Source organism: Amycolatopsis sp. QT-25 (assembly GCF_029369745.1).
Taxonomy (GTDB): domain Bacteria; phylum Actinomycetota; class Actinomycetes; order Mycobacteriales; family Pseudonocardiaceae; genus Amycolatopsis.
On the sequence record NZ_CP120210.1, the window covers coordinates 5,686,534 to 5,706,531 of the forward strand.

Sequence of the window (19,998 nt, forward strand, 5' to 3'; positions counted from 1 at the left end):
TGGGACGGCGCGCGGCGTTCCCGGGATTGTCGGTGCCCACCCCTACTGTGCCCGACCATGGACACCGGACGGCGGCCCGGCGCGGCGCAACTCGCCTTCGACGAGCTCGGAACCCCTTTGCGGGACACCACTTTCGTGGTATTCGACCTGGAGACCACGGGGACGAAACCCGGTCCGGACGGGATCACCGAGATCGGCGCCGTCAAGGTCCGTGCGGGTGAGATCGTCGGCGAGTTCGCCACCTTCGTCAATCCCGGGATGCCGATCCCGCCGCAGATCGTCGAGCTCACCGGCATCACCGGCGCGATGGTCTACGACGCTCCCCGCATCGAGCGTGTGCTGCCGGCGTTCCTCGAGTTCGTCTCCGGTGCCGTCCTCGTGGCGCACAACGCGCCCTTCGACACCGGTTTCATGCGCGCGGCCTGCGAGGGCCACGGCTACCGCTGGCCCAAGACCGCCGTCGTGTGCACGGTCCGGCTCGCCCGCCGGGTCATCTCCCGCGACGAGACACCCAGCTACCGCCTCTCCGCGCTGGCCGCGTTGTTCGGGGCACGCACGACGCCCAACCACCGGGCGCTCGCGGACGCGCGTGCCACCGTCGACGTCCTGCACGCGCTGCTCGAACGAGTGGGCAACCTCGGCGTCCACACCCTCGAGGAACTGCTGGACTACCTGCCCGAGGTCACCCCGGCCCAGCGCCGCAAACGGTCTCTGGCCGAGCACCTGCCGTCGAGGCCGGGCGTCTACCTGTTCCGCGGTCCGAGCGACGAGGTCCTCTACGTCGGGACGTCTTCCGACCTGCGCCGCCGGGTCCGCCAGTACTTCACCGGGTCGGAAAGCCGAGGGCGGATCCGGGAGATGGTCGCGCTGGCCGAGCGGGTCGACGCGGTCGAATGCGCGCACGCGCTGGAGGCCGCGGTCCGCGAACTCCGGCTGATCGCCGCCCACCGTCCCATGTACAACCGCCGTTCCAAGAACCCACGGCACGCCTGGTGGGTCGCGTTGACCGAGGAGGCGTTCCCCCGCCTCTCGGTGGTCCGCGTGCCGCGAGACGGGATGCTGGGGCCCTTTCGCACCCAGACCGACGCTCGCTCGGCAGCGGACACCCTCGCCGGCGCGTCGGGGCTGCGGACCTGTACCCAGCGGATCTCGGCCACCTCGCCGAACGGGACGCCCTGCGTCCTGGCCGAACTCGGCCGGTGCGGAGCGCCGTGCGCCGGTAAGCAGACGATCGAGGCGTACCGCCCGGGTGTGCTGGCGGTGTCCGGGCTCATCGCCGGGACGGACGGAGGTCCGCTGCGGGCCGCCGCCGATCAGCTGGCCCGGCTTTCCGTCGCGGAACACTACGAACAGGCCGCCCAGCACCGGGACCAGCTGGCCGGGCTGATCCGCGCGGTCGGCCGGGCGCACCGGCAGTCGGCGCTGGCGGCCATCCCGGAGCTGATCGCCGCCGGACCGGACGGGAAGGGTGGCTGGGAGCTGTCTGTGATCCGGTACGGCAGGCTCGCGTCGGCGGGTGTCGCACGGCGCGGGGTGCCGCCGATGCCGGTGGTCGAAATGCTCGTGGCCTCGGCGGAGACGGTCATCCCCGGCCCCGGCCCGCTCTTCGGCGCGATCCCGGAGGAGATCGGCATCCTGCTGCGCTGGCTGACCCGCCCCGGTGTCCGGCTCGTGCGCACGACTCAGCCCTGGGCGGAGCCCGCCGCCGTGGCGGGCGGCTGGCAGGAGTGGCTCGACCTGGCGTCGAGCGCGACGGCGCTGGAACGTGTGGCGGGCTAGGATCACGGCACCGGATTCACCGACGTAGGAGGCCCTTTTGATCACGGCGATCGTGCTGGTCCAGGTCGAAGCCGATGCGATCCCCGAGGCCGCGCAGGCGATCGCGGACATCGACGGGGTCCGCGAGGTCTACTCCTGCGCGGGCGACGTCGACCTGATCGCTTCGGTCCGCGTCGCGGCCCACGAGGACCTCGCGGATCTGATCCCGGCGAAGATCGGCAAGGTCCCCGGCGTGCTCAGCACCGTCACGCACATCGCCTTCCGCTCGTACTCGAAGGCCGACAGCGAGTCCGCGTTCGACATCGGCGTCGAAGGCGCCTGAGCTCTTTCCGCACGGCAGCCGGCCGTCCTCCAGGTCGCCAAGTCCGTGAAGGCCTCTTTGAGGGACCCAGGGTCCCTCAAAGAGGGGCGGATTCACATGGTGGTTGCAACACGCATTGTTTGTTGGTTGGAGAGTAGTGCTTCGAGGGCTTCGGCGGGTGTGTGCCAGTCGAGGGTTTCGCGGGGGCGGCCGTTGAGTTCGGCGGCGACTCGTGCGAGGTCTGCGGCGGTGTGCTGGGACAGGTCGGTGCTTGTGGGGAAGTATTGGCGGAGTAGTCCGTTGGTGTTCTCGTTGGTTCCGCGTTGCCAGGGTGCGTGTGGGTCGCAGAAGTAGATGTCGATCCCGGTGGCCAGGGTGATCTTTTTGTGGTGGGCCATTTCCTTGCCCTGGTCCCAGGTCAAGGATTTCAGCAGCAGCGGCGGCAGCGTCTGGATGGTCTCGGTCATGGCGTGAGCGACGGTGGCGGCGTCGCGTCCGTGGGGCAGGTGCAGCAGCATCACGAACCGGGTCGATCGTTCGACCAGGGTCCCGATCGCGGATTTGTTGTTCTTGCCCAGGATCAGGTCGCCTTCCCAATGCCCGGGGACGGCGCGGTCGGTGACCTCGGCGGGCCGTTCGGAGATGTTGACCATGTCGGGGATCCTGCCCGCGGGCCGGGCCCGGCGGGCCTGGGCCTGCCGGCGGGGCATCCGCAGTGCCCGCCCGGTCCGCAACGCCTGGGTGAGTTCGCGGCGCAGCGCGCCTTTTCCCTGGACATACAGTGCTTGGTAGATCGTTTCGTGGGACACCCGCATCTCCGGCTGGTCGGGGAACTCCAGCACCAGTCTCCGCGCGATCTGACGCGGGGACCATTTACGGTTCAGCCTGTCCTGCACCACGTCCCGCAACACGGTGTCCGCGGCCAGTTTCGCGGCCTTCGGGCGTTTCGCACGGTTCTCGGCCGTGTGCTGCGCGCTGACAGCCCGATAGCGGCCGGAGGAACCGGTGTTGCGGGCCAGCTCGCGGGACACGGTCGAGGCCGGCCGGGCGATCGCCCGCCCGATCGCCCGGGGCCCCTGGCCCGCGGCTTTCAGGCAGGCGATCTCTTCCCGCTCGGCCAGGCTCAACCGGAGGGGACCAGGCCGAGCAGGTGCGTTACCGATCACCCCGCCAGCCTGCCGGAACAACCGCACCCCCGTCGTCGGGGACAGCCCCACCGCCCGGGCCGCCGGCTTCGCCGCCACCCCGGCCCGGACCTGATCCCAAAACCCCACCCGCACCGACCGCGGCAACCACCGATGAACCCGCACCACAACCCCACCCCCATCAGACGGTGTTGCAACAACCCCATGACTCCGAGAGGCCTTCACGGACCTCAAGCTCCTGCGGGACCTTAGAAGTACATGAAGGCCCCCTTCCTTGCGCCTGGCGCAAGGAAGGGGGCCTTCATGTACTTCTTCCGTGGTTAGTGCCTGGAGGTGATCTCCTTGCGCTCCTGCGAAGGCTCACCACCGATGTCGTCGACCTTGCCGTTGCCGTTGCCGTTGGCGTGCCCGTTGGACCGGGCGCGCTCCAGCGCGACCGTCTCCTCGACCGGGTCCGGGGACCAGGTCGAACCGGCGACGGCGTGCCCGGCCGAGCCGAGCTTGTTCATCTTCTTCGGCACCGACGCGCCCTGGTACTCGAGCGGGATCGCGTGGCCGTGGCCGTCCACCGGGCCGAGCGGCTGGTGGATCTCGATGAACTCACCGTGCGGCAGGCGCTTGATGATGCCGGTTTCGACACCGTGTTCGAGCACCTCGTGGTCGGCCCGCTGGAGGCCGAGGCAGATCCGGTAGGTGAGGTAGTACGCGATCGGCGGCAGCAGCAGGACACCGATCCGGCCCGCCCACGTCGTCGCGTTCAGCGAGATGTCGAAGGCGAACGCGATGATGTCGTTGAAGCCCGACAGCATGATGACCGCGAAGAACGTCAGGGTCATGATGCCCAGCGAGGTCCGCACCGGAACGTCGCGCGGACGCTGCAGCAGGTTGTGGTGCGCGGTGTCCTTGGACAGCTTTCGCTCGATCCAGGGATACATCACCAGCAGGCTGATCAGCAGGGGCATCCCGATCGCGCCGGGGAAGAAGACCGCCGGGACCGTGTAGTTCCCGAGGTAGAGCTCCCACGCGGGCCAGATCCGCAGCATGCCGTCGGCCCACGCCATGTACCAGTCCGGCTGCGAGCCCGCCGAGACCTGCGCCGCGTTGTACGGGCCGATGTTCCAGATCGGGTTGATCTGGAACAGACCCGACATCAGCGCGATGACACCGGTGACCAGCGCGAAGAACGCGCCGCCCTTGAGCGCGAAGACCGGCATGATGCGGACGCCGACGACGTTGGTCTCCTTGCGGCGCACACCGGGAAACTGCGTGTGCTTCTGGTACCAGACCAGCGCCAGGTGCGCGGCCACCAGGCCGAGCATGATGCCCGGCAGCAGCAGGATGTGGATCGTGTACAGGCGCGGGATGATCTCGTTGCCGGGGAACTCCCCGCCGAACAGCGCCCAGTGGATCCAGGTGCCCATGACCGGCACCGAGAGCACGATGCCCGACAGGGTCGCGCGGATACCGGTACCGGAGAGCAGGTCGTCCGGGAGCGAGTAGCCGAAGAAGCCCTCGAACATGCCCAGGACCAGCAGCAGCGCACCGATGACCCAGTTCGCCTCACGCGGGCGCCGGAACGCGCCGGTGAAGAAGATCCGGAACATGTGCACCATCATCGAAGCCACGAAGATCAGCGCGGCCCAGTGGTGCAGCTGGCGGACGAACAGGCCGCCGCGGACATCGAACGAGATGTCCAGCGTGGTCGCGAAGGCGCGCGACATCTCGACGCCCTGCAAGCCGGTGTAGCTGCCGTTGTAGACGACCTCCTCCATGGAGGGGTCGAAGAACAGCGTGAGATAGACACCCGACAGCAACAGGATGATGAAGCTGTAGAGCGCGATCTCGCCGAGCAGGAACGACCAGTGCGTCGGGAACACCTTGTTGAGCTGGTGCCGCATGCCCTTGGCCAGGTGGTACCGGTCGTCGGCCCACTTCGCACCAGCGCCCGCGGCCTTCTCGACCGGGTTCGTCCCCTTCGTCGGGGTGGTGAGTGAACTCATGACTTACGCTCCCAAAAGGCCGGTCCGACGGCCTCGTTGAAGTCTCCGCGCGCGATCAAATAGCCCTCAGAGTCCACTGTAATCGGAAGCTGGGCCAAGGGCCGGGTCGCCGGCCCGAAAATCGGCTTGGCGTAGTGGAGCGCGTCGAACTGGGACTGGTGGCAGGGGCAGAGGATGCGGTTGGTTCGCTGCTCGTACAGGGAGGTCGGGCAGCCCACGTGGCTGCAGATCTTCGTGTACGCGTAGTAGTCGCCGAAGTTGTAGTCCTCCTGGCCCTGACGCTTGACGACCTTGGCGGCGTCGGTCGGGCGGAGGCGGATGAGCATGACCGGGTTGTCGACGCGTTTGAAGGCGGCCGACAGCGCGTGCTCGTCGTGCTCTTCGGACTTGCGGTACGGGAACACCGTCTCCATCGCGCCCGCGTCGAGGTCCTCGGCCTTGACCAGGGAGATCTCGTGCGGACGGCCGGTGTTGCGGCGCAGGTAGACGACCTCGTCCGGGAAGTTCTTCTTCCAGCCCGAGTGCCACAGGGAGTCGCGGTTCTCGGTGTCCTTCCACGGGTCCTTGATGAAGGACGCGATCGGCAGCGCCGCGACGGCGAGACCGAGCACACCGGCACCGGCCCCCGCGGACCGCTTGATCATCGACCGGCGCGCGATGGTGCTGCGGCTGCCCGAGTCGGCCAGCTGGGCGAGGATGGTGGCCTTGTCGACCTCTTTCGACCCGCCGTCCCCGCGCTCCTGGATGGAGACCTCGGCCGGGATGAACTTCTTGGTGTAGAGGACGGCGCCGACGCCGATGGCGAGCACGGCCACGCCGAGCGTGACACCGAGCAGCGGCGTGTACAGCGTGTACAGCGTGTAGCCGGTCTTGCCCGGCTCCTTGTACTCGAACCAGTGCGGCCACGCGAGGAGGACCACGAACGCGAGGCCGGACAGCGCGGCCAGCACGAACCAGAGTGCGACGGCGCGCTCGGCGCGCTTCTCCGCCTTCGTCCCCTCGACCGGCCAAGGCGTCGGGTACTCGATGATCTCGACCCCGTCGAGCGCGGTACCCAGCTTGACGAGCTGGTCGCGATCCATGTCCGCCAACTCCGCCTCTGTCGGCGGCTTCGGCCCTTCGGCGCTCATGCCTTCGATCCAATCCACAACGTCACGCCGATCAGCGCGGCGATCCCGACGATCCACGCGATCGCGCCCTCCGAGGCCGGGCCGAGACCGCCGAGCGAGTTACCGCCGGGCGAGTTGTTCCCGTTGCTCACGGACTTCACGAACGCGATGATGTCCTTCTTCTCCTCCGGCGACAGCTGCCGGTCGGAGAACTTGGGCATGTTCTGCGGCCCGGTGAGCATCGCGGTGTAGATCTGCTCTTCCGTGGCCGGGTCCAGGTTCGGGGCGAACTTGCCCGAGGACAGCGCGCCGCCGCGGCCGGTGAAGCCGTGGCAGGAGGCGCAGTTGAGGCGGAAGAGTTCGCTGCCGCGCGCGACGTCCTCGCCGCGCAGCGCGTCACCCTTCTCGGTGGGGCGCTGCACGCCGCCGCCGTTGGCCTGGATGTAGGCACCCAGGGCGTTGACCTCGGCCTCGGACAGCTTCGGCGGCTTCCGCTGCGCCTGGGCTTCCTGGCGGACCGCCGGCATCCGGCCGGTGGAGGTCTGGAAGTACACGGCCGCGTCGCCGATACCGATGAGGCTCGGGCCACGGTCGGGGACACCTTCGAGCTTCGGCCCGTGACATTCGATGCACGTGTTGTTGTAGAGCTTCTCGCCCTCGCGCAGGAGGGCGGATTCGCCCTGCGCCTGCGCGGTCTGCGGCTCCGGGGCGAAAACGGCGTACAACCCGCCCACGCTCAGCAGCGCGATCCCGAGCGCCAGCGCGCCGGCGAACCGCCTGCGTGCCTTCGACCGCTTGCGGAAGCGGCGCTGGGCCGAATCCCGCCTCCGCGCGGAAGAGTCCGTCGGCGGAGTGTTGTCCTTGCTGGAGGTCATCTTGCGGCAACCCTTGCTGTCAGTTCAGGCCGATAGGTCGTGGTGGCGGCTTCGTTCACGGAAGGATGTAGATCACCGCGAACAGGCCCACCCACACGATGTCGACGAAGTGCCAGTAGTACGACACGACGATCGCCGAGGTGGCCTGAGCCGGGGTGAACTTGCTCAGCTTGGTGCGGACGAGCAAGTACACGAACGCGATGAGCCCGCCGATGACGTGCAGGCCGTGGAACCCGGTCGCGAGGTAGAAGACCGTGCCGTACGCGCCGGACGGGATCGTCAGCCCCTCGTGGATCAGGTTCAGGTACTCGTAACCCTGGCCGCCGACGAAGATCGCGCCCATGATCAACGTGATGATGTACCAGCGGCGGAGCCCGAACACGTCACCCTTTTCGGCGGCGAACACACCGAACTGGCAGGTGAACGACGACGCCACGAGGATCACGGTGAACGGGATCGCCAGCGCGATGTTCAGGTGGAAGGGCTCACCGTGCAGCGGCGGCGGCCACTGGCCGGACGCGTTCTGCGCCTTCACGGTGAAGAACATGGCGAACAGTCCGGCGAAGAACATCAGTTCGCTGGACAGCCACACGATGGTGCCGACACTGACCATGTTCGGCCGGTTCAGCGAGTGGACCCGCTGGCTGATGGTGGGAGCTGCCGTTGTCACACGTCGCATTATGTCCTCTCACGCACGGGGCCCGCCGGGTGGGTCACGGCAAGTCGCGTGCGTGTCGGGTCACATCCGAACGAAAGCGGGAACAGGGCTACTCATGGGTTTATTGGATCGGCTTCGTGACCTGGTCAAGAAGCCCAAGCTCCCAGGTCTGACCGTCGACACGCCCGGCGTGGAGATCGTCGCGGAGGCGTTCGATCCGGTCGAGGCGGATTCCGCGGTACTGGCCAGATCACCCGCTTGGGTCGCCGAAGCGCCCGCGATTCTGCGCCACCACTTGAAATTGCCGCCCGAAAAGGTGGCGGAGGCGACATCGATCCTCGCTCAGGACGGCTGGGAGCTGCGAGAACAAGGGCCCGACGGCGGCTTCGTCCTCACGCACGCGGTGCGCGTCCAGACCCTCGACGCGCTGCACTGCGCGCAGGAAAGGTCACGGATGGCGGGGCTCGCGCAGCGGCTCGGCGGCGATTCCCTGGGCTGGGACGCGCTTCAGCCGTCGGGTGCGTCCACGTGATGTCGGTCATGGCGGATAACATCGCGGGGTCGACATGACTAGACGAGGCGGAGGCGCGCTCATGGGCGAGCAGGCGATGCGGATCCTGGTGTTCAGCCACAAGGCGGAGGTGCGCGAGGCGATCATCAACGCCGTCGGCCGCAGGCCCGCCGCCGACCTCGGCCGGGTGGACTACACCGAGGCCTCCGGCATCTCCGAGGTCCTCGTCGAGATGGACGCGGGCAACGTGGACCTGGCCATCCTCGACGGCGAGGCGCAGCCGACGGGCGGCATCGGGCTGACCCGCCAGCTGAAGAACGAGATCGAGGATTGCCCGCCGATCGTGGTGTCGGTGCGGCGCAGGGACGATCGCTGGCTCGCGACCTGGTCGCAGGCCGACGCGGTGCTGGTCCACCCGCTCGACCCGCTGACCGCCGCCGAAACCGTCGCCGACGTGCTGCGCGCCCGGCGGGTGCCGGCCGTGCACGGCTGAACCGATGAGCGCGGCCGCCAAGTGGTTGCCATCGGGAGTACTTCGGGGGTGTTCGGCGGATCCAGGTTTCCGCCGGGCGTGCGACCGCGAGGTCCTCGTACCGGAGTCGTACTCGGCTCTCGCGGCCCGTGCGTCCAGCGGGAAGCCGGGCCGTCGAGACCCCTGGAGGACTTCCGATGGTGACCACTAGAACCTGGCCTTCCCTGCTCAACCAGCTCATCGCGCGCGCGGACCTGTCCGAGGAGGACACCGCGTGGGCGATGGACCAGATCATGAGCGGGGCGGCGACGCCCTCCCAGATCGCCGGGTTCGCCGTCGCGCTGCGCGCGAAGGGTGAGACACCGGCGGAGATCTCCGGCATGGCCGACGCCATGCTGGCGCACGCCAAACGGGTGACGATCGACAGGCCGTCGGTGGACATCGTCGGCACCGGTGGCGACCGGTCCAATTCGGTCAACATCTCCACCATGTCCACGGTGGTGACGGCCGCGGCCGGCGCCCCGGTGGCCAAGCACGGCAACCGGAGCGCCTCGTCGAAGTCCGGCGCGGCCGACGTGCTGGAGGAGCTGGGCGTCACCATCGACCTGCCGCCCGAGACCGTCCAGCGCAGCGTGAACGAGCTGGGCATCGGCTTCTGCTTCGCGCCGAAGTTCCACCCCGCCCTGCGCCACGCCGGTCCGACGCGCGGCGAACTCGGCGTGCCGACGACGTTCAACCTGCTGGGCCCGCTCACCAACCCCGCGCAACCGCGCAGTTCGCTCATCGGCTGCGCGTACGAGGACAAGACCCGCGTACTCGCCGAGGTGTTCGCGCGGCGCGGGATGACCGTGCTGCTCGTGCGCGGCGACGACGGGCTGGACGAGATCACCACCACGACCACGAGCTCGGTGTGGGTGGTCTCCGGCGGCGAGATCACCGAGCGGAGCTTCGACCCCGCGTCGCTGGACATCGCCCGCGCGACCGCGGAAGACCTGCGCGGCGGCGACGCGGCGCACAACGCCGAGGTGTTCCGGCAGGTGATGGCCGGGAAGACCGGGCCGGTGCGGGACGCCGTGCTGCTCAACTCGGCGGCCGCGCTGGCGGCTTTCACCGGGTTCTCGGGTTCGCTGGAAGACGACCTGGCCGCCGGGCTCGCGCGGGCGGCCTCCGCCGTCGATTCGGGGGCGGCGGCCGACCTGTTGAACCGGTGGATCGCCTTCGCCTGACCCTCACGACGTGCCATGAAGGGGCCTTTCCTCGCAAATTTTGCGAGGAAAGGCCCCTTCATGGCACGAGGCGACCCCTACGAAGCGGTGCTGAAACGCGCCCGGTAAGCCGTAGGTGTCAGTCCCGTAGCCCGCCGAAGCTGCGTACGCAGGTTCGCAGCGGTACCGAATCCCGAAGCCCGCGCCACCCGGTCCAGCCGCTGCTCCCCGCGCTCGATCAACCGGCACGCCAGCGCGATCCGTTCGGTGGTGAGCCACGCCAGCGGCGTCGTGCCCAGTTCGGCCCGGAACCGCCGGTGCAGCGTCGCCTGGCTGGAGGCCGCCCGTGCGGCGAGGTCGGCGACGGTGAGCGGCCGGTCCAGCCGTTCCCGCGCCCAGGCGAGCACCGGCGCCAGGGAGGTGTCCGGTACCGGCGGCAACGGGCGTTCGACGAACTGCCGCTGGCCACCGTCGCGGTGCCCGGCGAACACCAGCCGCCTGCTCACCGCGTTGGCGATCTCGGCGCCGTGGTCCCGGCTGATCAGGTGCAGGCCCAGATCGAGCGCGGCCGCGCTGCCCGCCGCGGTCAGCACGTCGCCGTCGTCGACGAAGAGGACGTCCGGCTCCAGCAGAACTTCGGGATACAGCTCACGGAAGAGTTCCGCCCACTTCCAATGGGTCGTCGCGCGCCGTCCGTCCAGTACGCCCGCCCGCGCGAGGGTGAAGGCGCCGGTGCAGAAGCTCACCAGCCGGGCTCCCCGCGCGGCCGCGTCGCGGATGGCCGTCAGCACCGGTTCCCGGGCCGGGCCCTCCGGATCGGGCCGGTTCGGCACGATCACCGTGTCGGCGGCCTCCACGGCTTCGAGCCCGGCGATGCCGGTGAGCGTGAACATCCCCAGGTGCATCCGCACGGACGGCTCGGCCGCGCACAGCGTGAAGCCGTACCAGGGCCGGTCCAGTTCCGGCCGCCGCAGGCCGAAGAGCTCGGTCGCGACCCCCAGTTCGAAAGGGTTGGATCCCTCGTCCACCAGGACGGCGACCTCGTGCGAGAAATCATGCGACATATGCGATTCCTAGCACTCACTTCTCCGGCGGTCCAGCGGCCAGGATCGGATCATGAGCAAGCAACCGATCGATCTGCGGACCGCGCTGGCCGGATTCGACGAGATCTGGAGCCCGCGGATCGTCGCGCACGTCAACGACTACGACGTCCGTCTCGCCAAGGTCGCGGGCGAGCACGTCTGGCACGTCCACGAGCACACCGACGAGTTCTTCCTCGTCCTCGACGGCACTCTGGGCATCGCGTTGCGCGAGCAGGAGGGCGAACGGGTCGTCACGCTGCCCCGCGGCTCCGTGTTCGTCGTCCCGCGCGGCACTTTCCACAAACCGTCCTCGGTGGACGGGGCGTCGCTGTTGCTGTTCGAACCGACCGGGACGCTCACCGTCGGCGACGAGCACGACGAGGTCCCCGACCACGTCCATGTCACCGTCGGGCAGGAAATCTCCTTCTAGCCGACGGAAAACGTCCTGCGATAGGCACTCGGGCTGGTCCCGCGCAGCTTGCCGAACTGATGCCGCAGGGCCGCGGCGGAGGCGTATCCGCAGGCGACCGCGATGTCCTCGATGGACAGTCGACCCTCCTCGAGCAGCGACTGCGCGCGATCGAGGCGGCGTTCGGTGAGCCACCGGTGCGGCGTCGTACCGGTGGCCGCCGAGAACCGGCGCAGGAACGTGCGCTCCCCCAGGCCACTGCGCCGGGCGAGTTCCGCGACGGTGAACGGCCGGTCCAGCCGTCGCTCGATCCATTCGAGCGCTTCGGCGAGCACGGTGTCGTCCGGCGCGGCGGTCTCGGGCACCGGAGCCTGCACGAACTGCGCCTGCCCGCCGACCCGGTGCGGCGCCGCGACCATCCGCCTCGCCAGCGTGGTGGCCGCCGCGACACCGCGCAGTTCCCGCACCAGATGCAGGCACAGATCGACGGCGGCGACCGTCCCCGCGCTGGTGAGGACGCCGCCGTCGTCGACGTACAGCGCCTTCGGGTCGACCTTCGCGGCCGGGAAGCGCGACCGGAACTCCTGCTCGTAGACCCAGTGGACGGTGCAGTCGCGTCCGTCGAGAAGCCCCGCGTAGCCGAGCGAGAAAACCCCCGCGCAGAAGCCGGCGACCCAGGCGCCCCGGCTCGCCGCGTCGCGGAGGACCTCGAGCACCGGTTCCGGCGGGCACGCGCTGCGCGGCGCGCAGGTCGGCACGATCAGCAGATCGGCGGACGCCGCGAAATCCAGGCTCCGCAGGCCGTCGAGCCCGAATCCGGACCAGCTCACGACGTTCTCGCCGCCGGGCGAGCAGACCGCGAAATCCCAGCCCTCGATGCCGTCGGCGCTGCGATCGGTGCCGAAGACCTCACACGCGACGCCGAGCTCGAACGGCGAAACCCGGTCGGCGAGCACCACCGCGACCCTCTTCACGTCCATCCGGGCAGTGTGTCACAAGTTTTGCGGTCGATGTCATTTCTGACACTGGCTGAGCGCGGCCGCCAGAGCGAAAGTGATCACCATGAACAAGAACAACCCCCTGCTGCAGTGGACGGCCGCGATGGCGCTGTCCGGCACGATCGGCGCCGTCGTCCTCGAAAGCGGTGCCGACGCGCCCGCCGTCGCGTTCGCCAGAAGTCTTGTCGGCGGCCTGCTGCTCCTGGTGTGGAGCGCTGCTCGCGGCTGGCTTCGCCCGTGGACCCTCAGCCGCCGTGACCTGCTGCTCGCCGTGCTCGGCGGGCTGTTCCTGGTCGGGAACTGGGTGCTGTTGTTCGCCTCGTACGCGCTGTCGTCGATCTCGGTGAGCACCGTCGTGTACCACACGCAGCCGCTGATGCTGGTCGGTCTCGCCGCGGCGTTCCTCGGCGAGAAGATGGCGAAGAGCCAGCTGATCAGGGCGCTGATCGCGTTCGGCGGGGTGGCGCTCATCTCCCTGTCCGCGCACGGTGCGGACGGGAAACCGGTACGACTGGAAGGGATCGCGCTCGCCCTCGGCGCGGCCGCGCTCTACGCCGGTGCCTCGTTCGTGGCGAAGCAGCTCAAACACCTGCGCCCGCACGTCCTGGCGGCTGTCCAGCTGGCGACCGGCACGATCGTGCTCGCCCCCGCGCTGCTCGTCACGCCGCTGCCCACGGACACCTCGGGGCTGCTGTGGCTGGTCCTGCTCGGAACGGTGCACACCGCGCTGATGTACGTCCTGATGTACGCGAGCATCGGCAAGCTGCCGACCGCGACGGTGGCGCTGCTGTCCTACGTCTATCCCGTGGTCGCGGTGGTGGTGGACGTCCTCGCCTACGGGCACCGGCCGGCGTGGCCGGAGATCGCGGGGATGCTGGCCGTCCTGGCGGCGGCGCTGGCACCGAAGCGAGCGGTCAAGCCCGAAGCGAAGGAAGCGCCACTCCCCGCCCGCTCTTGATGCGCTGAACGCGAAAACGGCGCCCCACTCCCCTCAGGGAACGGGGCGCCGCTTCGGCGTCAGAACGTCACTCGTGGTTCGGGCCGGTGTGGTACTCGAACACCAGCCCGCCGATGGCGACGATCACCAGGCCCAGCGCGATGATCAGCATCCAGACGTGGAAGAACGCGAGCGCGACACCGGTCAGCGCGGCGGCCGCCGCGAGACCGATCGGCCAGTAGCTGCCCGGGCTGAAGAAGCCCAGCTCACCGGCGCCGTCGCTGATCTCGGCGTCTTCCCGGTCCTCCGGCCGCGGCTCGATGCGCCGCGCGACGAACTGCAGGTAGCTCCCGGCCAGGAAGGCCAGGCCACCGGTGAGGATCAGGGCCACCACTCCGACCGGCTCGACGCCGTCCCGGGTCATCGTTCCGGTCATGTACGCGTAGATACCCGCCACGACGACGGAGAAGACCGCGACGAGGAAGAAAATCCGTCCTTCGACCTTCATGGACGTTGCCTCACTCCTGTTTCGGGCTCGAACAGCCGGGTCAGTTGGACGCGACCCGCGCGGTGCGGTCGGTGTTGAACGGGGTGGTGGTGACGGCGTAGGGCGAGCACAGTTCGCCGCAGTTCATCGCGGCCAGCGCCTCGGGAGCCGTGTTCGGCTTGCCGCTCTTCGGGTTCACCGCGCCGCGGAGCTGGATGTACTGCGCGTACTTGTCCGGCGACAGCGCCCTGACCTCGAAGTTCATCCCCGAGTGGTAGGTGCCGCACAGTTCCGCGCAGCGGCCGACGAACGAACCTTCCTTGTCGATCGAGTTCTGGAAGGTGAAGTCCTGGTTGTTCTTCTCCGGGTCCGGCATGACGTCCCGCTTGAAGTGGAACTCCGGCACCCAGAACGAGTGGATGACGTCGGCCGACCGCAGGTTGTACTGGATCGTCTTGTTCGTCGGCAGGACGAGCAGCGGGATCTCGGTCGAGCTGCCGACCGTGGTGATCTCGGGGTCGTCGTGGTTCTTGGAGTCGCTCTTGTACTTGAACTCCCAGTTCCACTGGAACGCGACGACGTCGACCGTGACGTCCGGGTTCTCCGTCTCGGCGAGCACGCGGTTCTCGGTGGTCGCGGTGAAGAAGAACAGCACGCAGACCATGATCGTCGGGACGACGACCGTGAAGATCTCCAGCGGGATGTTGTACTGGAACTGACGGGGCAGTTCCTCCTCCGCGCCGTCGGTGGTCTTCTTCTTGCGGTGGAAGAGGGCGGTCCAGAAGATCAGCGCCCAGACGATGACACCGACGACCAGCGCGGCGACGACCGTCCACGTCCACAGGGTGCGCATGTCGTGCGCCTGCGGGGTCACCCCGACGGGCCAGCCGAAGCGGAGGATCTCGTCCCCGGAACAGCCCGTCGCGGTCAGCATCACCAGCGCGGCGAGCGCTGCGACGCGACCAGCCCGCTTAACCGGGATGCGCTCTGGATTTCCCACTGCGCCTCGCCCTTTCACCCAGAGCCTCCTCGACCGATCTTCGTGACAGCCGGAGCCTAGCCGAGTTGCGGCGCCGCGCTGACCAAGGGGTGACCCCGACACCCGTATCCCCCACCACATCCGGGTGTACACACCCACCGGCATACTGGGCCCTTCTCCCCGCTCGGCCAACAAGAGGTGTGTGAACTAGACGTGTGCGGCCTGCTTGGACTGATCTGTTCGACCGAAGCCGACGCTGCGAGCGCCCGTGACGCCGTCGACGCGGCCATGCGCTGCCAGCGGCACCGCGGCCCCGACGAGCACGACACCTGGGCCGACGCCGAGGTGGTCTACGGCTTCAACCGGCTGGCCTTCATCGACGTCGACCACGCCCACCAGCCGCTGATCTGGGGCCCGCCGGAGGCTCCCGAGCGCTACACGCTGAACTTCAACGGCGAGATCTACAACTACCGAGAGCTGCGCGACGAGCTGGCCGCGGAGCACGGTGCGAAATTCGCCACAGAAGGTGACGGCGAGGCGATCGTCGCGGCCTACCACTACCTCGGCGACGCCGCGGTGAAGAAGCTGCGCGGGATGTTCGCCTTCATGATCTGGGACTCCCAGGAGAAGGTCGTCTTCGGCGCACGTGACCCGTTCGGCATCAAGCCGCTGTTCTACTCGGCCGGCCCCGGCAAGGTCGCCTTCTCGAGTGAGAAGAAGAGTCTCCTGGAGCTTTCGGGCGTGCTCGGCGTCGAGGAGGAGCTGGACAAGACGGCCCTGCAGCACTACCTGGTGCTGCAGTACGTGCCCGAACCCGAGACGCTGCACACCGGGATCCGCCGCGTCGAGTCCGGCACCTCGTTCCGGCTGGTGCCGGGCGGGGACGTGGAGTTCACCCGCTACTTCCATCCGCAGTTCACCGCGAAGCCGGTCAGCGGCCAGGCCGAGGCGGACGCGCTGTACGAGCGGATCGCCGACGTGATGCGCGACTCGGTCGGCAAGCACATGATCTCCGACCCGGACGTCACGGTCGGCGCGTTCCTCTCCGGCGGGATCGACTCCACCGCGACCGCGACGCTGGCGAAGGAGCACAACCCCAACCTCATCGCGTTCACCAGTGGATTCGATCGCCAGGGTTACTCCGAGGTCGACGTCGCCGCCGAGACGGCCGCCGCGATCGGGGTGAAGCACGTGGTCCGGGTGGTGTCGGCCGAGGAGATGATGGAGGCGATGCCGCTGATCGTCTGGTACCTGGACGATCCGGTGGCCGACCCGGCGCTCGTACCGCTGTGGTTCATCGCCCGCGAAGCGCGCAAGCACGTCAAGGCCGTGCTGTCCGGCGAAGGCGCCGACGAGCTCTTCGGCGGCTACACCGTCTACAACGAGCCGATCTCCCTGGCACCGTTCGAGAAGATCCCCGGCGGGGTGCGCAAGATCCTCGGGAAGGTCTCCACGAAGATCCCGGAGGGCACCCGCGGCAAGGACCTGCTGCGGCGGGGGGCGCTGCCGCTGGAGGACCGCTACTACGGCAACGCCCGCAACTTCCGCGACGAGCAGCTCCGGAAGGTGCTGCGCACCTACCGGGAAGGCGTCGGTTTCAAGGACGTCACCGCCCCCTGGTACCGGGTTTCCGAAGGCTGGGACCCGGTCGCGCGGATGCAGCACGTCGACCTGTTCACCTGGCTGCGCGGCGACATCCTGGTCAAGGCCGACAAGGTGACCATGGCGAACTCGCTGGAACTGCGCGTGCCGTTCCTCGACTCCGAGGTGTTCAAGGTCGCCGCGACCATTCCCGTCGACCAGAAGCTCACGCACGGCACCAGCAAGTACGCGCTGCGCCAGGCGCTGGCGAAGATCATCCCCGGGCACGTGCTCAACCGGCGCAAGCTCGGCTTCCCGGTGCCGATCCGGCTGTGGCTGCGCGACGAGATGTACGACTGGGCCAAGGGCATCATCGCCGACTCCCGGACCGACGCGCTGATCGACAAGAAGGCCGCCCTCGCACTGCTCGACGAGCACAAGGAGGGCCAGCACGACCGCAGCCGCCAGCTCTGGGCGCTGTTGATGTTCATGCTGTGGCACGGCATCTTCGTGGAGAACCGCATCAAGCCCGAGGTGCCGGAACCCGTCTACCCGGTGAAGCTCTAGCCACGACCCTGCGTGCCTGCACCGTGCAGCCGGTGCAGGCACGCAGGATGGACTTCGTCCTCCTGCACGGCACGAGGGACGGCCGGTAGTGGCCCGTTCCGGATCCGGGGTGCTCTTTCCCTCGATCGCCCGCATTCCCACTTTCGCGGGCGGGCGGAGCCCGTTGCTCAAGGAACTGGGCCGTCGCGTGTCCCCATCCCCTCATCGGCCGGCGAACACGCGTCCCTCAAGAAGGCCTTCACGGACTCACGAACTGCCGCTTCGGCTCAAGCGGGCAGGATCGCCGCGATCTCCTCGGCGGACTCCGGGCCGAAGGCGTCCTTGAGGCGCCCCAGCACGTCGGCACGGTCGAAGGACCATTCCTGCGTGCCCACCGTCTCCAGCACGAGCACGGCGATCAGCGAGCCCAGCTGCGCCGAACGCTCCAGGCTGAGGCCGCCGTCGATACCGGCGATGAACCCGGCGCGGAAGCCGTCGCCGACGCCGGTCGGGTCGACCTTGCCGCGTTCCGGGACGGCGCCGATCTGCAGCGCGAGACCGTCCTTGCCGAGGATCTCGACGCCCTTCTCCCCGAGCGTCGTGATCCGCATGCCGACACGGTCGAGGACGTCGGCCTCGGACCAGCCGGTCTTCTGGAGCAGCAGTTCCCATTCGTAGTCGTTGCTGAACAGGTATTTCGCGCCCTCGACGAAGGAGCGCACCTGTGCGCCGTCCATCCGGGCCAGCTGCTGCGAGGGGTCGACGGCGAAGGGGTAACCGCGCTGACGGCATTCTTGAGCGTGCCGGACCATGCCTTCGGGATCGTCCGGGCTGATCAGCACGAGCGACAGCGCGCCGGCGTGCGCGGCGACGGGCGCCAGTTCGATGTTGCGGGATTCGGACATCGCGCCGGCGTAGAAGGTGGCGATCTGGCAGAGGTCCTCGTCGGTGGTGCAGACGAAGCGGGCGGTGTGCGCCACTTCGGAGATCAGCACGCCGGCGGTGTCGACGCCGTGCCGTTCGAGCCACGAGCGGTAGTCGGCGAAGTCGGCGCCCACCGCGCCGACCAGGATGGGGCGCTTGCCGAGTACGCCGAGACCGAAGGCGATGTTCGCGCCGATCCCGCCCCGCCGGACGACGAGGTCATCGGCCAGGAAGCTCAGGGACACCCGGTGCAGCTGCTCGGCGACGAGCTGCTCGGCGAACCTGCCAGGGAAGTGCATGAGGTGATCGGTTGCGATACTGCCGGATACCGCGATCCTGGCGCTGTCTGCCACCGGTTCTCCTTGATCGGTCGGCCTCGCCGGGGCGAGGACGGCTAAGTTACCCGCAGGTCATGCCCCATACGGGTTGCTTCGAGCATGGCCGTCGACACTACCGGTTGGTAGTGGTGTCCTACTCCGCCACGAGTCATTAACTTTGTCGTTCGTGACCACTCCCGCGTATCACCTCGAGCCGGAATCGATCGGCGAACTCATCGCCGACTGTGCCGGTATCCCGTCGTCCCTCCAGGCCGAGAACCTGCCGCTGCCCCGGCAGAGCGCGCCGCCGTGGACCGTGGACGACCGGTGCCTCGCCCAGGTCGCCGATCTGGACGCCTACGTCTGATCTCGCTGCATGTGACGAGCTCCGCGCAGGAAGAAGGGCCGCGAACCTGGTGAGGTTCGCGGCCCTTCTTCACGTCTGACGCGCGTCAGTGGAAGCTGTCGCCGCAGGCGCAGCTGCCGGTCGCGTTGGGGTTGTCGATCGTGAAGCCCTGTTTCTCGATCGAGTCGACGAAGTCGATCACGGCGCTCGACACGTACGGCGCGCTCATCCGGTCGACGGCCACGCGGAGCCCGTCGAAGTCACGGAACAGGTCGCCGTCGAGCGTGCGCTCGTCGAAGAACAGCTGGTAGCGGAGGCCGGCGCACCCACCGGGCTGGACGGCGATGCGCAGGTGCATGTCGTCACGGCCCTCCTGCTCGAGCAGGGCCTTCGCCTTGACGGCGGCGGCGTCGGTCAACGTGACGCCGTGGGTCTCCTCGGCGGTTTCGGCCTGAGCTGCGGCTGCCTGCTCAGCGGTCGTCATGGTTCTCCCTCTGGTCGAACTCGCTGCGGGTACTCGTCTTGCACTTGGTCCAACACGTCGGAGTCCCGATCTGTTCCCCTCCATGGTGACATATCGCTCGGCCTGGTGCGTGCCACCGTGACGCCCGCGACTACCCTGACGGGGTGAGGTTCCTGCGCCGTAGCACCACAGACTCCGCCACGACGGACACCGAGACGCCCGGTGACGAGGCCGTCGAGGTCCAGGCCAAGGCGTACACGCCCGGAAAGGGCAAGGCGACGCCCAAGCGGCGTGAGGCCGAGGCCAAGCGCCGCGGCCCGGTGGCGCCCCCACCGACCACCATGCGGGAGGCGATGAAGCGGAACAAAGAACTCCGCAAGTCCGCCAAGGCCGACCCGGAGTACAAGGCGAAGCAGCGCAACGCCGCCAAGGAACGCCGCGAGCGGATGATGGCGGGCGAGGACAAGTACCTGCTTCCCCGCGACCGCGGCCCGGTCAAGGCGTACATCCGTGATCTGGTCGACTCGCGGCGCAACCTGCTCGGCCTGTTCATGCCGCTGGCGATCCTGGTCTTCGTCGCGCTGATCCTGCCGTACCCCGAGGTGCAGCGCTACGCGACGCTGCTGTGCACCGTGATGCTGCTCGGCATGATCGTCGAAGGTTTCCTCAGCGGGCGCCGGATCGCGAAGATGGTCCGCCTGAAGTTCCCGGACGAGACGGTCAAGGGCGTCTCCGTCGGCTGGTACTCGTTCATCCGGGCCAGCCAGATCCGCAAGCTGCGGGTCCCCAAGCCGCGAGTGAAGCCCGGCGACAAGGTCTGAACAGGCGAAACCCAGGTCGTTAGCTTGCCTAACGGCCTGGGGTAGAGTCGCGC

The 19,998-nt window shown here is 68.5% G+C and carries 21 protein-coding genes; 10 read left to right on the forward strand and 11 right to left on the reverse strand.

All coding sequences use genetic code 11. The features are described from left to right. The first annotated feature begins 57 nt into the window (after positions 1–57). Positions 58–1,779, forward strand: coding sequence for a DEDD exonuclease domain-containing protein (locus P3102_RS26325; RefSeq protein WP_276362618.1), 1,722 nt, complete (start codon positions 58–60; stop codon positions 1,777–1,779). 37 nt (positions 1,780–1,816) lie between these two features. After that, positions 1,817–2,101 (forward strand): Lrp/AsnC ligand binding domain-containing protein, encoded by a 285-nt coding sequence (locus tag P3102_RS26330; RefSeq protein WP_276362620.1) that lies wholly within the window; start codon positions 1,817–1,819, stop codon positions 2,099–2,101. A 92-nt stretch (positions 2,102–2,193) separates the two neighbouring features. Here the strand turns inward: P3102_RS26330 and P3102_RS26335 are convergent, their stop codons facing one another. From P3102_RS26335 to P3102_RS26355, 5 genes are all read right to left on the reverse strand, one after another. Then, positions 2,194–3,390, reverse strand: coding sequence for an IS30 family transposase (locus P3102_RS26335; protein ID WP_276362621.1), 1,197 nt, complete (start codon positions 3,388–3,390; stop codon positions 2,194–2,196). A 155-nt stretch (positions 3,391–3,545) separates the two neighbouring features. Next, positions 3,546–5,225 carry a cytochrome bc complex cytochrome b subunit gene (locus tag P3102_RS26340; protein ID WP_276362623.1) on the reverse strand — a complete coding sequence of 560 codons (1,680 nt, stop codon included), beginning with the start codon at positions 5,223–5,225 and terminating at the stop codon, positions 3,546–3,548. Further along, complete coding sequence (locus tag P3102_RS26345) at positions 5,222–6,355, reverse strand: ubiquinol-cytochrome c reductase iron-sulfur subunit (protein WP_276362624.1); 1,134 nt, start codon at positions 6,353–6,355, stop codon at positions 5,222–5,224. Before P3102_RS26345 ends, P3102_RS26340 begins: the two co-directional genes overlap by 4 nt. Beyond that, positions 6,352–7,209, reverse strand: coding sequence for a cytochrome c (locus P3102_RS26350; protein WP_276362626.1), 858 nt, complete (start codon positions 7,207–7,209; stop codon positions 6,352–6,354). Before P3102_RS26350 ends, P3102_RS26345 begins: the two co-directional genes overlap by 4 nt. A 55-nt stretch (positions 7,210–7,264) precedes the next feature. Continuing rightward, positions 7,265–7,888: a heme-copper oxidase subunit III gene (locus P3102_RS26355; protein ID WP_276362627.1), complete on the reverse strand. Its 624-nt coding sequence runs from the start codon at positions 7,886–7,888 to the stop codon at positions 7,265–7,267. A gap of 94 nt (positions 7,889–7,982) precedes the next feature. Here P3102_RS26355 and P3102_RS26360 point away from each other — a divergent pair, with 94 nt between their 5' ends. The 3 genes from P3102_RS26360 to trpD all read left to right on the forward strand — a co-directional run bounded on the left by P3102_RS26360 (position 7,983) and on the right by trpD (position 10,076). Then, complete coding sequence (locus tag P3102_RS26360) at positions 7,983–8,399, forward strand: hypothetical protein (protein WP_276362629.1); 417 nt, start codon at positions 7,983–7,985, stop codon at positions 8,397–8,399. A gap of 61 nt (positions 8,400–8,460) precedes the next feature. Further along, positions 8,461–8,871, forward strand: a complete 411-nt coding sequence (locus P3102_RS26365) for a hypothetical protein (protein ID WP_276371357.1) — start codon at positions 8,461–8,463, stop codon at positions 8,869–8,871. Between the two features lie 176 nt (positions 8,872–9,047). Further along, on the forward strand, positions 9,048–10,076 hold the full coding sequence (trpD, locus tag P3102_RS26370) for an anthranilate phosphoribosyltransferase (RefSeq protein ID WP_276362630.1): 1,029 nt from the start codon (positions 9,048–9,050) through the stop codon (positions 10,074–10,076). Between the two features lie 77 nt (positions 10,077–10,153). On the opposite strand, the gene P3102_RS26375 is transcribed toward trpD, so the two are convergent. After that, entirely contained in the window at positions 10,154–11,119 is a 966-nt protein-coding gene (locus P3102_RS26375) for a helix-turn-helix domain-containing protein (RefSeq protein ID WP_276362631.1), read from the reverse strand. Positions 11,120–11,171: 52 nt separating this feature from the next. Here P3102_RS26375 and P3102_RS26380 point away from each other — a divergent pair, with 52 nt between their 5' ends. Continuing rightward, complete coding sequence (locus P3102_RS26380) at positions 11,172–11,567, forward strand: cupin domain-containing protein (RefSeq protein WP_276362633.1); 396 nt, start codon at positions 11,172–11,174, stop codon at positions 11,565–11,567. On the opposite strand, the gene P3102_RS26385 is transcribed toward P3102_RS26380, so the two are convergent. Beyond that, a complete protein-coding gene (locus tag P3102_RS26385) occupies positions 11,564–12,526 on the reverse strand; it encodes a helix-turn-helix domain-containing protein (RefSeq protein WP_276362635.1) in 963 nt (320 codons plus the stop codon). The two genes, P3102_RS26380 and P3102_RS26385, sit on opposite strands and share 4 nt — an antisense overlap. An 82-nt stretch (positions 12,527–12,608) precedes the next feature. On the opposite strand from P3102_RS26385, the gene P3102_RS26390 reads away from it, so the two are divergent. Further along, positions 12,609–13,502, forward strand: a complete 894-nt coding sequence (locus P3102_RS26390; protein ID WP_276362636.1) for a DMT family transporter — start codon at positions 12,609–12,611, stop codon at positions 13,500–13,502. Positions 13,503–13,569: 67 nt separating this feature from the next. Here P3102_RS26390 and P3102_RS26395 read toward each other — a convergent pair whose 3' ends face one another. Together P3102_RS26395 and coxB are read right to left on the reverse strand one after the other, a co-directional pair. Further along, positions 13,570–13,989: a cytochrome c oxidase subunit 4 gene (locus tag P3102_RS26395; RefSeq protein ID WP_276362637.1), complete on the reverse strand. Its 420-nt coding sequence runs from the start codon at positions 13,987–13,989 to the stop codon at positions 13,570–13,572. A 40-nt stretch (positions 13,990–14,029) separates the two neighbouring features. Continuing rightward, positions 14,030–14,968, reverse strand: a complete 939-nt coding sequence (gene coxB / locus P3102_RS26400; protein WP_276362639.1) for a cytochrome c oxidase subunit II — start codon at positions 14,966–14,968, stop codon at positions 14,030–14,032. A gap of 192 nt (positions 14,969–15,160) precedes the next feature. On the opposite strand from coxB, the gene asnB reads away from it, so the two are divergent. After that, a complete protein-coding gene (asnB, locus tag P3102_RS26405; protein WP_276362640.1) occupies positions 15,161–17,095 on the forward strand; it encodes an asparagine synthase (glutamine-hydrolyzing) in 1,935 nt (644 codons plus the stop codon). Positions 17,096–17,361: 266 nt separating this feature from the next. Here asnB and P3102_RS26410 read toward each other — a convergent pair whose 3' ends face one another. Continuing rightward, positions 17,362–18,351, reverse strand: a complete 990-nt coding sequence (locus P3102_RS26410; RefSeq protein ID WP_276362642.1) for a carbohydrate kinase family protein — start codon at positions 18,349–18,351, stop codon at positions 17,362–17,364. Between the two features lie 142 nt (positions 18,352–18,493). Between P3102_RS26410 and P3102_RS26415 the strand changes: the two genes are divergently transcribed. Further along, entirely contained in the window at positions 18,494–18,682 is a 189-nt protein-coding gene (locus P3102_RS26415) for a hypothetical protein (RefSeq protein ID WP_276362643.1), read from the forward strand. 85 nt (positions 18,683–18,767) lie between these two features. Here the strand turns inward: P3102_RS26415 and P3102_RS26420 are convergent, their stop codons facing one another. Beyond that, positions 18,768–19,145, reverse strand: coding sequence for an iron-sulfur cluster assembly accessory protein (locus P3102_RS26420; RefSeq protein ID WP_005164197.1), 378 nt, complete (start codon positions 19,143–19,145; stop codon positions 18,768–18,770). Between the two features lie 143 nt (positions 19,146–19,288). On the opposite strand from P3102_RS26420, the gene P3102_RS26425 reads away from it, so the two are divergent. Further along, positions 19,289–19,945, forward strand: coding sequence for a DUF3043 domain-containing protein (locus P3102_RS26425; protein ID WP_276362647.1), 657 nt, complete (start codon positions 19,289–19,291; stop codon positions 19,943–19,945). Positions 19,946–19,998: the final 53 nt, after the last annotated feature.